The following is a 13,986-nucleotide window of genomic DNA, read 5'->3' on the forward strand; positions in this document are numbered from 1 at the left end:
ACTCTTCGGCCGTCGCCGAACCGTTTCCGCCCTTCGCGAGCCGAACCACCGCCCCGGCTCAGGAAGGCAGGGACGCCGCCATCGCCGCCGCCGCCCGGCGTACCCGGGCCGCGTCGTCGCGGACGGTGCGGCTGAACTCCATGTGCAGGAACGGCACGCCCTGGTCCTCCGCCTCCCGGCCCTGCACGTTGCCGCGGCCCTCCAGCGCGCAGCGGCGGACCCAGGCGCGGCAGACGGCGAAGCCCTCGCGGCGCAGTGCCGTCGCGGTGCGGCGGGCGGTGGGGAGGCCCTTGTCCGCCGAGCCGAGCGAGGCGATCACGTCGTAGTCCGGTTCGGTGCTGTCGGCGAAGCCGTGGACCTGGAGGCCGGGGAGGCGGCGTGCGGCCAGTTCGTCGCAGACGGCGTCGAACACGGTGTCCCTGCGGTGGGCCACGTCGGCGCGGCCCTTCTTGTCGGCGTTGCGGTGGGCGCCTGCCATGACCAGTACGCCGCCCCGCCGGGCCCGCAGCACTCCGATGCCGAGCTGCTCGCTGCCCGCGTCGGCGACCGGGTGCGGCACCTGGACCGACCAGCGGGACGTGGCACTGAGGTCGATGTAGACCCGGCCCCAGCCCCGGCGGCCCTCCGCCGCCCGGTCGGAGATCTCCGCGAACCGGCGGCCGGTCGCCGTGTCGGTGTACGTCCTGATGCCGAAGTCGATGTCTTCGAGGCGGCGGCCCGCCTCGGCCCGCCGGCCGTCGAGGAAGAGGCCGACGGCCTCGGCGGCGGTACGGCGCTGGGCACGCAGCGGCGGAAGGTAGTCACTGCGGGCCACCGTGTCCGTGGTGAAGTCCGTGATGCGGCGCGCGAGATCAACGCGGTCGTGGTCGCCGGGCGCGGAGCCCCCCGGGCGACCGTCCTCGTTCGCGGCATCCACCCCCCGGACGCCGAATGGTACAAAAAGGGCCACGAGGGCCCCCAGAGTGACAACCGTCACGGCAGTACCGATCAGTGTTCGCTTGATCGTTACCTTCGTCGCCGGATTCCGCACCATAGGCATATAAAAATATTAGGGGTGTCCCGCTACTCGCCTTCCGCCTCCATTGCTCGCGCCACCGCGCCCGTGCTTCTCCTCGCAGCCCTCGCCGGCTGTTCGGTTCCGGGCGGTGACAGCGACTCCGCGGACGCGAAGGAGGGACCTTCCTTCACCGTCGCCGCGGCAGGCGACGTGCTGATCCACCCCCAGCTGACCGAGCAGGGCCGCAAGGACGCCGCAGCGGGCGGCAAGGGTGCCGGGGGCGCCAAGGAGAAGATCGACTTCCGGCCGCTGATGGCCGGCGTCAAACCCGTGATCAGCAAGGCCGACCTGGCGATCTGCCACTTCGAGCCGGTGGCGGGGAAGCCCGACGGCCCGTTCGAGGGCTTCCCGAACTTCGCCGTGCCGCCGCAGATCACCACGGCGCTCAAGGACGTCGGCTACGACACCTGCTCGACGGCCTCGAACCACACCCTCGACCACGGCGCCTCCGGCGTACGTCGCACCCTCGACGCACTCGACGGGGCCGGACTCAAGCACACCGGGTCGGCGCGCGACAGCGCCGAGGCCGCCAAGCCGCTGATCATGGACGTGAAGGGCGTGAAGGTCGCCCAGCTCTCCTACTCCTTCGGCTTCAACGGGCGCGAGGTCCCGGCGGACAAGCCGTGGCTGACCAACCAGACCGACTTCAAGCGGATCGCCGCCGCCGAGAAGGCCGCCCGCAAGGCCGGTGCCGAGGTGGTGATCCTCAGCATCCACTGGGGCCGCGAGCACCATCCGGACCCGAGCAACGGGCAGCTGCAGCTGGCCCGCAAGCTGGCCCGGGAGACCGGGATCAACCTGGTGATCGGCCATCACGCCCACGTGGTGCAGCCGATGGAGAAGATCGGCTCCACGTGGATCGCGTACGGCCTGGGCAATCAGGTGGCGCGGCACGACGTGCCGTCGGGGCTGACGGAGGAAGGCGTCATCGGCTGGTTCGAGTTCCACAAGCGCGGTGACACCTGGGACGTCGACGCCCGGTACGTACCGACACTGCTGACGATTCCGCCGGACGCCGAGACCGGTGGTACGCAGGAGGCCGACGCGGCGGTGGTGAAGGACCACCGGCTGGTGGATCTGGCCGGTGCGCTGCAGAACGGCAAGGACCTGCCGGACGCCGAACGGGCCAGATACCGGATGGCCTTCCAGCGGACCCAGGGCACGCTGCTCAACCGGGGCGCCGTCGAGGACGGACTGAGACCCCTGAAGGACCTGCCGGAGTGAGCCCGGAGTGAACCCGGAGTAAGCCGGAGCACGACCGGAGGAAGCCCGGAACGGGCCCCGGCTCGGAACGGGCCCCAGCTCGGAACGGGCCCCAGCTCGGAACGGATCCGGCCCGCATCAGGCCCCGTGGACCAGTCCGATCCGGTCCGATCCCGTCCGGTCCCGTCCGGTCCGATCCGGTCCGTCCCTTCCCGGCTCGTCCGGCCCACCCCGTCCACCCGGCGAACCCTCCGACCTGCGAAGCGCTGCCAGGAACGGCCGCGGTTCCATGCCGGACACGAGCGTCGGAAATCTCACACTCGCTACTCTCCGCACAACCTTCCGCAAAGCATTTATGTCCAGCAAACGGCTGTGCCTCGTTCAGCACGCCGGAACCGAGACAGACAGTCAAAGGGGAACACGATGGCCGCTTCGTCCTCGAAGCGGCGGCACAAGGTCCGCCGACGGGCCGATATGTCGCTGCTGGGTGGCATTCGGCCCCCCATCGCGGTGCTCTCCGCGCTGCTGCTCTCCCTCGCCGGCATCACCGCCCTCGGGCTGGGACGGGCGAGCCAGGACTCCGTACCGGAGGCGGTGCTGACCTCGCAGCAGCACTTCGCCGAGGACGGCGCCGTCACCATGCGTGCTTCGATCGACGAGAGCGTCACCGACCTGACCCGCACCGCGGGGCTCTTCAGCGCGGGTGATCCGGTCTCGCCCGACGCCGTGCTCGACAAGATCGGCAGCGTCTACCAGAAGTGGACGGGCACCGCCGTCGTCGAGATCGAGTCCGGCCGGATGCTCGCCGCGCGTGGCGAGAACGTCCCCGTCACCGCCGTCGACACCGGCAAGCTCGCCGAGAAGGACGGGCTCAGCCCGCGCATCGTGCGGCTCCAGAACGGCGAGAGCAGGCTGCTCGCCTTCGCCCTGCTGTCCTGGCCGGACCGGCCGCAGCAGTTGCTGATCGCCTCCAACAGCCTCCGCTTCCCCGGTGTCAGCAAGGGCCAGTTCCGCTCGATCGCCGTCGTCGACACCACGGGCCACATCCTCAGCCGCGACGGCGTCCAGGAGCCGGAGCAGGTCAAGACCGCGAAGCAGCGCGCGGACGCGAAACGTTCCGCCGAGCAGCTGAAGTCCTTCGCCGAGACGGCCGCCGTCAAGACCGAGCAGCACCCGCTGAAGGCCAAGGAGCCCGGCTCCGGCGGCTTCCCCGGTGTCAGCGGCAGCCTGCGCGGCAACTCCGTCCGCGGTGACCGCGCCGTCGCCGGTTACGCCGCGCTCGCCGGCCCGCAGCCCGGCGAGGGCACCCTCGCCACCTCGCTCGGGCTCACCGTCGTCGCCATGGTCGATGTCGCGGAGGACCCGACCCGCGTCGCCGGCCCCTTCTTCGGCCTGGTCTCCGCCGCCGCCCTGCTGCTCATCGGCGCACTCGCGGTGGCGCTGCTGCTCGGCACCGTGCAACGGCCGCTGCTGAAGCTGTTCCTGGAGAGCCGCCGGCTGACCCGGGGCGATCTGACCCGCCCGGTCTCCGTTCCCCGGTTCGGCGAGACGGCGCGCATCGGGCGTGCCCTGGAACGCCTGCGCCGCCAGCTCCTCGGCGAACCGTCCGACGCGGGGGCCGCCGGGAACACCGGTTCCGGCCCGGACCGCCCCGGCCGCCGGAGCCGGCTCGGCAGCCGTGCGCTGATCATCATCTCCGGCGTCCTGCTGCTGGCCTGGTCCGCACCGATGCTGCTGCTCTTCAACCGCGCGGACTCCACCGTCGCCGTGCCGGAGCAGGTCGTCAGCGACCAGCGCGAGCGCACCCACACCATCTCCGACCGGGTCCGGCGCGCGCTCAACGAGGGCCACGCCGACCTGGTGTCCGTCGCCTCGCTGATCGGCAACCGCACCTCGCCCGACGACATGGAGAAGGTCCTGGAGCGCACCCGCGTCGAGCACCAGCGCTACCGCTCGATCTACGTACGCTCCGCCGACGGCACCGTCCAGGCCCGCGCGGGCGAGAAGCCGCACGCGCTGCCCGCCGGTTCCAAGGGCAAGCCGCTCTCCCAGCCCATCACCGTCCTCAACGAGTCCGGCAAGGAGCCCACCGTCGCCGGGTACGCGGAGATCCCCGGCCGCAACGGCGCCATGGTCATCGGCGAGTTCCGGATCGACTTCATCAACGCGCTGCTCAAGCGCCCCGGGCTCGGCCAGGTCCGGGTGGTCGACAGCGAACACCGGGTCATCGGCGGCAACACCGGCTACCTCGCCTTCGACTCCCTGCCCGAGCGGCTGGACGAGCTGGTCTCCGGCACCAACCAGCGGGTCGGCATGAACGCCCCCGCGGGCGCCGTCGTCTACCGCGACGGCGACGGCGTCCAGGTCTCCGCCGCCGCGCCCTTCGCCGGTGGCGGCGCCGCGAAGCAGCTCCGCTGGACGGTGGTCAGCTGGCAGCCCGCGTCCGGCCTCGACATCCCCGAGTACAGCCTGCAGAACCGCACCGTTCTCGCCGGTCTGCTCGGCGTCACCGCTGCCGTGGCCTGCCTCGGCTGGCTGTACATCGTGGTCGTACGTCCGCTGCGCGAACTGGCCGGGAAGGCCGAGTCGCTGGCCGACGGCGACCGCCGCACCGTGCTCTTCCCGCACCACCACGACGAGGTCGGCGCGGTCACCCGCAGTCTGGAAATTGTCCGGCAGCAGCTCCAGGAGCAGCGCAGACGCGACAGCGCTCCCCTGGTCGGAAGGAACTGAACGGCCGTGCTCTTCCTCTACGGCGTGCTCGTCGTGTGCTGTGCGATCCTCCTGATCTCCGGCATCGTCGAACAACGGCGCCACTTCACCAATCTGGAGCGCATACCCACCCGGGTGCTGATCAACGGCATCCGCGGCAAGAGCTCCATCACCCGCCTGTGCGCGGGCGCCCTGCGCGGCGGCGACCTGGTCACCGTCGCCAAGACGACCGGTACCGCGGCCCGCTTCATCCACCCGGACGCCACCGAGGAGCCGGTCTACCGCAAGTTCGGCATCGCCAATGTCGTGGAGCAGATCGGCATCGTGCGGCGCGCGGCCTCCTACAACCCGGACGCGCTGGTCATCGAGTGCATGGCGGTCATGCCGGCGCTCCAGGAGATCAACCAGTCCAAGCTGATCCGGTCGACGATCGGCGTGCTGTGCAACGTGCGTGAGGACCACCTGGCCGAGATGGGCCCCACGCTCGACGACGTGGCCCGCTCGCTGTGCCGCTCCATGCCGGAGGGCGGCATCTGTGTCACCGCCGAGCAGGACCGCTTCCACATCCTCCAGGAGGAGGCGGACGCCCGGGACTGCAAGCTGATCTACGCGGACCCGGAGACGGTGAGCGACGAGGAGCTGCGCGGCTTCAGCTGGTTCACGTTCAAGGAGAACGTGGCGATCGCGCTGACCGTCGCCGAACTCCTCGGCGTGGACCGGCAGACGGCGCTCCAGGGCATGTACGACGCCCCGCCGGACCCGGGTGTCCTCTCGGTCGAGCGGTACCGCACCCACGACGACAAGCGGCTGCGCTTCGCCAACGTCTTCGCGGCCAACGACCCCGAGTCGACGCTGATGAACATCAACCAGCTGCTCGACCTGGGCGCGATCCACCGCCCGCTGAACGTGGTGATCAACTGCCGCCCCGACCGGGTCGAGCGCAACGGCCAGATGGGGCAGATCATCCCCGATCTCCAGCCGGAGAAGGTGTTCGTGATCGGTCACCCGGCGAAGAGCGCCATCGACGCGATCCCCTCCGAGTGGCGCCACACCGCGGTCGATCTCGGCGGCGACAAGCGCGATCCCGAAGAGTTCATGAACGAGCTGCTCGGGCACCTCGGGCCGGAGTCCTCGCTGGTCGCGATCGGCAACATCCACGGCCAGGGCGAGCTGCTGCTCGAACACCTCGCCGAGCTGCCGGCCGACGAGACCCCGGACGAGGTCCTGGACGAGGCCCCGGACCGGCAGTCCGGCCCCGCTCCCGCCGGCCCCGCGCCGGCCCCGGAGGCGGCCGATGTCACCGACCCGGCCGGGAATCCGGCCGACCACCCGGTCGGCACCCCGACCGTCTCCCTCTTCCCGACGGTCCCGACCCAGCGCCAGCAGTCGCCCCGGCCCCAGCAGCCCCACCAGCAGCAGCCGCGGCACGACGAAACCCTGGCGCTCCCCCGCTACACCCCGCACATCGACCCGTACCAGCCGTACCCCGAGGCGTACGAGGCCCGCTACCAGCAGCCCCCGCGCCCGCAACAGCAGAACCACCCGCAGCCGCGCCCACAGCCGCAGAGCCACCCGCAGAACCAGCACGAGTCACCGCACCGGAGTCCGGATTCCCCGGCCGAGCAGCCGCCCGCCGCGCCTCGCGTACGCGGTCTGTTCGAGCCCGTTCTGCCGCCCGCCCCGGCTGAGGAACGCCCGGCGCGACAGGAACACCCGGCCCAGCAGGAATACCCAGGAGAGCCCCGTTGATCCCCTCCGTCCTCACCCCCGAGATTGCCGCCATAGGCATCGCCCTGGGGCTGATGTTCTCGCTGGTCTGCTACCTGACGACCAACCTCTCCCCCGGCGGGATGATCACCCCGGGCTGGCTGGCGCTCACCCTCGTCGAGGACCTCCAGCGCGCGGCCATGGTGGTCGGTGTGACCGTGCTGACGTACGTAGCGGTGCTCGGCCTCCAGAAGGTCGTGATCCTCTACGGCAAGCGGCTGTTCTCCACCGTCGTCCTCACCGGTGTCATCTTCCAGGCGACGCTGATGATCGTGCTGTCGATCGAGTTCCCGCTGATGTACACCAACCAGACCCTGGGCTTCATCGTCCCCGGCCTGATCGCGTACCAGCTCGTCCGCCAGCCCAAGGGCGCGACCCTGCTGGCGACCGGCTCGGTGACGCTCATGGCCTATGTCGTTCTCACCGCAGGAATCCTGCTCGGCGCGCTGCCGACCGTCTGACCCGAACCTTCCGGAGCTGACTGACTCATGAGTGCCAAGACCAAGCGCCGCCCCCGTCAGGTGCTGCACGCCGTCACGGTGACCGCTCTGCTCGCGGGCAGTGCCTACCTCACCGTGGAACTGCGCAAGGACGAACAGGCCAAGGCCCCCGCCGTGCAGGCCGTCACCGACAATCCGGCGCTGAGGTCGTCGAACCTGAAGTCCGGTGAGCAGCGCTGGGAACGGCTGCGCAACCCGGAACGCACCCTGCTGCGCGGCACCGACGGCGAGGTCCTCGCCACCTTCACGGACGGCGCCCGCACCGCCACCCTCACCGGCCCCAGCCGTACCTTCACCGAGCCCAGCACCACCGCGTCCAAGGTCGTCACCGAGGACTGGGTGCGGCTGATGCCGTACCAGTGGAAGAAGGGCGCCGAGAACGAGAAGTGGTTCAAGGACTGGTTCAAGGAGTTCTTCGGCAGCGAGGAGGACGACCTCTTCGCCACCGCCTTCCAGTACATCGCCGAGGCCCCGGTCAAGAAGGACGACGAGGGTGTCCCGTACGCCGGTGACGCCAACTTCGGTCCGCTGAACCCCAACGGCAGCGAGGGCAACGACCTGCGGCTGGAGGAGTCCGACTTCTACGACTACCTCGGCATCCCGTACACCTTCCGCAACGGCATGACGATGCAGCCCCGCACCGAGCGCGCCCGCTCCATGGACTGCTCGGGCTACATCCGTACGGTGTTCGGCTACCGGGCCCGCTACCCGCTGATGGCCACCGACAAGTCCGGCGACGGCCTGCCGCGTACCGCCAACGGCATGGCCCGCTCCGACCGCGGCACCGACGTGATCGACCTGAAGGGCATCACATCGGCCGACCGGCCGAAGAACATCGACGTGCTGCAACCCGGTGACCTGGTCTTCTTCAAGCTCGACCAGCGCACCAAGGAGCGTCTGGACCACGTCGGCATGTACGTCGGGCACGACTCCGAGGGCCACAAGATCTTCATCTCCAGCCGCGAGGAGGCCAACGGCCCGACCATCGGCGACAAGGGCGGCACGTCCCGTCTGGACGGGAACGGCTACTACGCGGCGACGCTGCGCAGCGCCAAGCGCCTGTAGCAGGACCCGTCGGTCCCACGACCCCCGCGCCGCACCCGGCGGCGGCGCGGGGTCAGCGCAGTTCCTCCGGGCACGGCGTGCCGGGTGACAGCTGGTACGGGGCGGCCAGCCGGTACACGCCCGGCCGCGGCGCGAGCAGTTCCGTCCACTCGTCGCCGTCCGCGTCCTCCTCGACCTTGAACAGACAGCCGTTGGTGTTGACGAAGGTCCGCGGCGTGCTCTCGTCCTCGCGCTGCTTGGACTCCTCGGTCTCCTGCGGCCGCTCCACGCCCCGGCCCTCGCTGTCGACCACGGCGAGCCAGCGCGAGTACGGGACACGGATCAGGATCCGGCCCGGCGTCTTCACATGGATGGTCAGCTCGCCCGCCTCGGCCCGGTCCACCGTGGCCGGCGGATCGGCCAGCGGCACCGGGTCGTCCACCTCGAAGAGCCGCCAGTTGGCGTCGGACCACACCGGTTTCAGATACGGCAGCCCGTCGTCGACCAGCTGCGCCTCCTGCACCGCGCCGCTGGAGTCCGGCGTCCCCTTGGGCAGCACCACGTAGTGCACCGCCCAGCGGTCGAGCCACTGGCGGTAGTTGGCGCTGTCCAGGGTGTCGTCGTAGAAGAGCGGGTTGCGCTTCATGTCCGCCTGCCGGTTCCAGCCCCGGGCGAGGTTGACGTACGGCGCGAGCGCGGACGCCTCCCGGTGGCTGCTCGCGGGCACGACCTCGACCCGGCCCCGCTCGGCGCCGACCTCCTGGAGCTCGTTGACCAGCGGGGCCAGCTCGCGCGCCCAGGAGGCGGTGGGGGCGGTGCGGACGATGTCGTCGACGCCCTTGTAGCCGATCCAGAAGTTCAGTCCGGCGAACGCGATGATCAGCGCGTACCAGCGCCGGGAGCGCGGCGTGGTGTATGGCAGCGCGGCGAGGAACACCACTCCGGCGAAGAGCATCGCCATCCGCGTGATGTTCGAGCCGATCTGCGAGTCGATGAAGTAGGTCAGCAGCGTCCCGACGCCGTACACGGCGGCGGCGGTGCGGACCGTCTTCCAGTCGCGCGGTACGAGGACGAAGGCGAGGACCGAGAAGATGAACGGCAGCGAGAGCGTGGCGATCGACATCGGCTGCGTACCGGAGAACGGGAACAGCCACGCGGACAGCGCCACCACCGCGACCGGGGCCAGGCCCAGCGCGTAGGCGCCGGGGCGCCGCTTGTTCAGGAACAGCGCGGCGGCGACCACGCCCAGGAACAGCCCGGCCACGGGGCTGCTCGCGGTCGCGAGCCCGGCGAGCGGCGCGGCGACGGCGGCCTTCGCCCACCGCTTGTGGCGCCAGCGGTGGGGCCAGCAGAACACCGCGGCCGTCGCCCCCACCGCGAACATCATCCCGAGCCCGAACGTCACCCGCCCCGACAGCGCGTTGCACAGGTACGCGAACACCCCGGCGAGCGAGCAGGCCAGCGGATTGCGGACGGCCCGCACCCGGACCAGGATCAGCGCGGTCAGCGCCGCCGACACGGTCCCGGCGATCATCATCGTCGTACGCACACCGAGCACCGACATCAGATACGGCGAGACGACGCTGTACGAGACGGGGTGCATGCCCCCGTACCAGGCGAGGTTGTACGCCGTACCGGGATGCCGGCCGACGAATTCCGCCCAGGCGTCCTGCGCCGCGAGGTCGCCGCCGCTGTTCGCGAAGAAGAAGAACCAGAGCAGGTGGGTGATCGCGGCGGCTGCCGTCGCGATCGTCACCGGATGCCGCAGCAGCCGTTCGGTACGGGCCCGGCGCGACGGGTCGGTGCGCGGCCCGGAGGCGTCCGCGGCCCCCGTGTCCTGCCGGACGGGCGCGGCCGTCCGTGTGCTCCCCCCGCCGTTGCCGCCGATGTCGCTGCCCCTCATGCCCGTGCTCTCGGCCGCCCCATGGCCGGGCCCCGGCTCCGCGGTGGTCACTACGGCTCTCCCCGTCTCCCCGGATCCGCCTGCCTGCGCCCCGTCCCCCGTGCACCCGTGAGGACGCCGTCCCAGCGTCATCGAGTTGCCTCGGGACGCTAACACGTACGCAGTACGAGCAGTACGAAAGGGGGCGCCGGGATCGGCACCCCCTTCCGTCATCGGGCCGTTCCGGCCACCGGGCCGGTCAGCTGATCCGGGTCAGCTTGTCGCCGAAGGTGGGTTCGGTCAGATCGCTCTGCAGCGCGACGGGCACCTTCACCTGGCTGGTGCCCTCGCCCACGGTGAGGGTGCCGACGTGGGTGCCGGCCGCCGCCGAGTTCGGGATCGTCCTCCCGTCGTCGGTCAGTTCGATCCTGACCGTGAGACCGGGCCAGCCGACCGCGGAGACGTCCCTGGTCGCGACCACGGGGACGGTGCCGCCGAAGCCGTCCGCGACGCTGCCGACGACGTCGCCCTTCTTCACGACCTTGGCCCCCTCCAGCAGGTCCTGCGTCGCGACCATCACTTCCTTGCTCACCGCGTTCACGGTGTCGATGATGGCGGGCTTGTGCTGGCCCAGCACGGCGCCGACGATCAGCTGGTCGGTGCCGCCGACCATCTTGTGGGCGGCGAAGAGCAGGTTGCCGCCGGCCTTGCTGGTGGAGCCGGTCTTGATGCCGAGCGCACCGTTGTACGGGACGAGGGTGTTGTAGTTCCGCCAGTTCTTGCCCGACGGGTCGGTCCACGACGGCAGCTTGGTGATCTCCATCAGCGCCGGGATCTCCACCAGCTTCTGCCCCAGCTTCACCTGGTCCTCGGCCGAGCTCACCGTGGTGGCGTTGAGTCCGGACGGGTCGGTGTACGTGGTGTTCTTCATGCCGAGCGACTTGGCGGTCTCGTTCATCTTCTTGACGAACGCTTCCTCGGACCCGGCGTCCCAGCGTGCCAGCAGCCTCGCGATGTTGTTCGCGGACGGGATCATTATGGCCGAGAGGGCTTCCTGCTCGGTGAGCTTGTCGCCGACCGCCACGGTGTTGAGGGTCGACTCGCCCTCCGCGTCGAGCTTGCCGTCCGACTCCGCCTTGGCGTCGATCTCGATGGACGGGCCCTTCTCGCCCTTCTTCAGCGGGTGGTCCTTGAGCACGATGTACGCGGTCATCGCCTTGGCCACACTGCCGATCGGCACGGCCTTCTGCTCGCCGAACGAGTCCACCTGGCCCAGACCGGTCGCCGCCATGTAGCCCTGGCCCTCGTTGGGCCACGGCAGGGACGGCTTGCTGCCCTTGAAGGTGTACGTGTCCTTCGCCGACATCTGGAGCCCGGGCTTCGGGAGCGGCCGCACCGCCTGCACGATCGCAAAGACGATCAAGAGGAGCAGTACCAGCGGGGTCCAGATCTTGACCCTGCGGACGGCGGTGCGGACCGGGGTCTCCGGCGGCGGGGGTGTGTTCGTCAGCTCGGCCAGCAGGTCGAGCGGCGGCTTCGGCGGCATCGGCTGCTGCGTGGTCCGCTCGGCGGTGGTCAGCGCGGCGGGAGCCTCCGGCTTACGGGGCGCGGGCGTCGGCGTCGGCCGTACGTCGTCCCCGCGCAGGGGTACGAACTTGCTGGTCCGCTCGGCGGCCGACTCGGACTTCGGCTCGGACGGGAGGATCTTCAGCGCGGTCGTCGGCTGGTCGACCTTGGGTGCGGCGGGCGCCCTGAAGATGGCGGTCGGCTGATCGATCCCGCCCTTGTCCCCGGCCGCGTCGGCGTCCTCGGCGTCGGCCTTCTTCTCCTCGGCCTTCTTCTCCTCGGCCTTCTTCTCCTCGGCCTTCTTCTCCTCGGCCTTCTTCTCCTCGGCGGAGGAAGCCTTGTCGTCGTCGGAGTCGTCGGAGTCGTCGGACGCGTCACCGGACGGCTCGTCCGCGTCGGCCTCCGCGTCGCCATCAGCCCCGGACTCGGACTCGGCATCGCCACCGGCATCGGCCGACGCACTCGCCGTTTCCGGAGTTACGTCGTCCGCCTCCGGGTCCTCCGCGGCCTCGTCGTCGTCCTTCGACACCCAGGCGGCGACGGCCGCACGCAGCCGCGCATCGCCCTCCCCAGCGCCCTCGGAGCTCTCGGCGGCCTCCGCCGCGTCGCCCGCATCGTCCGCGTCGCCCTCGGGCTCATCAGCGGCCTCGGGCTCATCAGCGGCCTCGGCCGCCTCCGCGGTCTCCGGTGCATCCGCCGCCTCAGCCGCATCCGCGTCCTCAGAGGCCTCAGGCGCCTCCTGCGGAGCGTCGGCGGCCTTCCGGGCCCCCGCGGCCTCTTCGGTCTCCTCGGCGCCCACAGCGCCGTCAGTGCTCCCGGAGCCCTCGGTCGCCGAATCCGCCGAATCCGCGGAAGCCGCCGTATCCGCATCGGCTTCCGCGCCGTCCGCGACCGCGCCGTCCGCGCCGTCCACGCGGTCACCGTTCTCGCCGTCGTCGCCCTCGCCGTCCTCGGACGGCATCGCGCGGAAGACGGCCGTGGCCGTGTCCGACTTTGCGCCCTCGTCGGCCCCGGCGACCGCGTCCGTACGGAAGACCGCCGTGGCCGTGTCCGTCTTTCCGCTTCCGTTCCCGGCGACCGCGTCATCGGCGGACGTTTCACGGAAGACGGCAAGCCGCGGATCGCTTTCGCTCCGAGCCGTACCCGACGACTTCTGCTGCTCCGACTTGTCGGGGGACTCGCCCGCCACCGATGCCTCCTCCATGCGGCACGGGGGACACCCCCGCGCTGTCCGAACCATCTACCAGTGTCCTGTGTGAACCACCGGCCCGGCTGCTAGACGAGAACGACATACCTACTGGTTCCCGTACAAAGCACCCAGGCACTCTCGACAGACCAATGTGAGAGGGGTCACCCTGTCATTCATCCACGCGGGGAGGCATGGATGGGCAGGAGCCGCAGAACAATTCCGGAGGAGCTTCTGCTGCTCGCTCTGGACCCGACCACGGGTACCACAGCGCAGCCGCAGTCGCTCGACCTCGGCCTCGCCGGGGCTCAGCTAGTGGAGCTGGCTCTGGCAGGACGGATAGCCCCTGACGGGGATCGTATCGCCGTGGTGATGCCACGGCCGACAGGAGATCCGACTCTGGACTCCGCGCTGGAACTGCTGCGGCGACGCGGCAGCCCGGTTCGGGCGGTCCACTGGATTGGCGGGCCCCGGCTGGGGCTGCGTCAGATCTACCTCGCTCATCTGGAGCGATGCGGCATGGTGCATGCCGTGGCGGGCCAGATGTGCGGAGTGCTGCCGACGACTCGCTACCAGGCGACGGACACGGCAATCAGCCGGGACATCAGAGCCAGGCTGGACAGTGCGATCCGCACCGGCGTACCGCCGGACCCGCGGACCGCGGCGCTCGCCGCGCTGGCCCACGCGGTCGGACTCGGCAAGCACCTGTATCCCGGGAACGAGGGGCGTTCATCACGCTCCAGGCTCCGGGACCTGATCAGACACGACCCCATGGGCGGACTCGTGGCGCATGCCGTGATGGACGTCCAGAACGGGGCGGTCGCACAGCCGCGCCGCAACCAGGCGGCCGGAGTTCCGTTGCAACCGCAAGTGCAGTCGCAGTCACGCCGCGGCAGCATGGCACACACCGCGGCCCACTAGCGGCCCCGGGCGCGCCGACGCCTTGAGCACCGCACGGCAGCACCAACCGAATACCGCCGCACCGTCGTCCCCAAGACCCGGTTCGGGAGCCGCACCAAGCGCGGGGCAGCCGGAAACCACGGCTGCCCCGCGCGCTTGCTTGTGGCCA

At 70.6% G+C, this 13,986-nt stretch carries 9 protein-coding genes; 6 read left to right on the forward strand and 3 right to left on the reverse strand.

The features are described 5' to 3' along the window. Positions 1-58: 58 nt before the first annotated feature. Positions 59-916, reverse strand: a complete 858-nt coding sequence (locus tag ACFVH0_RS06090; protein ID WP_385818269.1) for a hypothetical protein — start codon at positions 914-916, stop codon at positions 59-61. Between the two features lie 138 nt (positions 917-1,054). Between ACFVH0_RS06090 and ACFVH0_RS06095 the strand changes: the two genes are divergently transcribed. The 5 genes from ACFVH0_RS06095 to ACFVH0_RS06115 all read left to right on the forward strand — a co-directional run bounded on the left by ACFVH0_RS06095 (position 1,055) and on the right by ACFVH0_RS06115 (position 8,304). Then, positions 1,055-2,281 (forward strand): CapA family protein, encoded by a 1,227-nt coding sequence (locus ACFVH0_RS06095; protein WP_385818270.1) that lies wholly within the window; start codon positions 1,055-1,057, stop codon positions 2,279-2,281. A gap of 402 nt (positions 2,282-2,683) precedes the next feature. Continuing rightward, entirely contained in the window at positions 2,684-4,993 is a 2,310-nt protein-coding gene (locus ACFVH0_RS06100; RefSeq protein WP_385818272.1) for a HAMP domain-containing protein, read from the forward strand. A 6-nt stretch (positions 4,994-4,999) separates the two neighbouring features. Then, on the forward strand, positions 5,000-6,721 hold the full coding sequence (gene pgsB / locus ACFVH0_RS06105; protein ID WP_385818273.1) for a poly-gamma-glutamate synthase PgsB: 1,722 nt from the start codon (positions 5,000-5,002) through the stop codon (positions 6,719-6,721). Beyond that, the gene (locus ACFVH0_RS06110; protein ID WP_093540014.1) at positions 6,718-7,200 is read left to right on the forward strand and encodes a poly-gamma-glutamate biosynthesis protein PgsC/CapC; all 483 of its coding nucleotides are present in this window, start codon (positions 6,718-6,720) and stop codon (positions 7,198-7,200) included. Before pgsB ends, ACFVH0_RS06110 begins: the two co-directional genes overlap by 4 nt. 27 nt (positions 7,201-7,227) lie before the next feature. Then, entirely contained in the window at positions 7,228-8,304 is a 1,077-nt protein-coding gene (locus ACFVH0_RS06115; RefSeq protein ID WP_385818274.1) for a C40 family peptidase, read from the forward strand. 52 nt (positions 8,305-8,356) lie between these two features. Here ACFVH0_RS06115 and ACFVH0_RS06120 read toward each other — a convergent pair whose 3' ends face one another. Beyond that, positions 8,357-10,237 carry an MFS transporter gene (locus tag ACFVH0_RS06120; RefSeq protein ID WP_385818275.1) on the reverse strand — a complete coding sequence of 627 codons (1,881 nt, stop codon included), beginning with the start codon at positions 10,235-10,237 and terminating at the stop codon, positions 8,357-8,359. Positions 10,238-10,424: 187 nt separating this feature from the next. Beyond that, a complete protein-coding gene (locus ACFVH0_RS06125) occupies positions 10,425-12,935 on the reverse strand; it encodes a D-alanyl-D-alanine carboxypeptidase (RefSeq protein ID WP_385818277.1) in 2,511 nt (836 codons plus the stop codon). Positions 12,936-13,115: 180 nt separating this feature from the next. On the opposite strand from ACFVH0_RS06125, the gene ACFVH0_RS06130 reads away from it, so the two are divergent. Further along, positions 13,116-13,838, forward strand: coding sequence for a GPP34 family phosphoprotein (locus tag ACFVH0_RS06130; protein ID WP_148836626.1), 723 nt, complete (start codon positions 13,116-13,118; stop codon positions 13,836-13,838). Positions 13,839-13,986 lie beyond the last annotated feature (148 nt).

Origin of the sequence: Streptomyces sp. NPDC127117 (genome assembly GCF_042677325.1) — a bacterium.
In the GTDB taxonomy this organism is placed as follows: Bacteria; Actinomycetota; Actinomycetes; order Streptomycetales; family Streptomycetaceae; genus Streptomyces.

Excerpts from the sequence above, each read along its gene's own strand:
- ACFVH0_RS06100 (WP_385818272.1), top strand. The coding sequence starts at position 2,684 with ATGGCCGCTTCGTCCTCGAAGCGGCGGCACAAGGTCCGCCGACGGGCC.
- ACFVH0_RS06125 (WP_385818277.1), bottom strand. The coding sequence starts at position 12,935 with ATGGAGGAGGCATCGGTGGCGGGCGAGTCCCCCGACAAGTCGGAGCAG.
- ACFVH0_RS06115 (WP_385818274.1), top strand. The coding sequence starts at position 7,228 with ATGAGTGCCAAGACCAAGCGCCGCCCCCGTCAGGTGCTGCACGCCGTC.
- ACFVH0_RS06130 (WP_148836626.1), top strand. The coding sequence starts at position 13,116 with ATGGGCAGGAGCCGCAGAACAATTCCGGAGGAGCTTCTGCTGCTCGCT.